Raw genomic sequence first — 624 nt, forward strand, 5'->3', positions numbered from 1 at the left:
TTGCCATATAACCTCGTATTTTTAAACGATACTTTTTTGTGTTCAACTTTATCGCTTTTAGCGAAAATCTTATCCCAGCAGCAAGCATTTACAGGGTTTTCATTGTTTTTGTTCATATTGCTAATATTTTAGTTTATACAATTTATTCATTATGAATGGAGACGTTCTTTACTTTTGCGTATTCTCCTCAAATACAATCCTATAGCCAAGTATATCAATGTTGGAATGACACCAAAAAGGGGAGATACTAAAAGTGTTTTATCAGGTGAAATAACAGTAAATCCTTCTGAAATGAGAGGATTAAGAGCGTCTTTCATTGAGTGCATCAAAACTACCAATAAGAGTGAGCGCGAGAGAAAGAAAATCTCGGTGTACATTATTGTCCAAACAGCAATGACCACAAAACTCACCAAAACAAATAACACTTTGCTATAAGGAAAAAAGGTTGCCTGATAAGCATCATCTAAGAATACGAGGTTATATGGCAAGTGCCATATTTGGCAGACGAATGCCACCACTAAATAAATCACCCATTCGTTTTGGGTGAGTTGTTCCATTTTTACTGTCAGATAGCCTCGAAAAGCTGTCTCTTCTAAAATATTTTTGATAAAAATGGGTAAGAAA

At 34.5% G+C, this 624-nt stretch carries 1 protein-coding gene; it reads right to left on the minus strand.

Annotated features, from left to right (window positions below; translation table 11 throughout):
- Positions 1-149: 149 nt before the first annotated feature.
- A partial coding sequence (locus HMPREF9441_RS16195) for a CPBP family glutamic-type intramembrane protease (RefSeq protein ID WP_008622996.1) occupies positions 150-624 on the minus strand: 475 nt, incomplete at its 5' end.

The sequence above is a fragment of the Paraprevotella clara YIT 11840 genome (genome assembly GCF_000233955.1).
Taxonomy (GTDB): domain Bacteria; phylum Bacteroidota; class Bacteroidia; order Bacteroidales; family Bacteroidaceae; genus Paraprevotella; species Paraprevotella clara.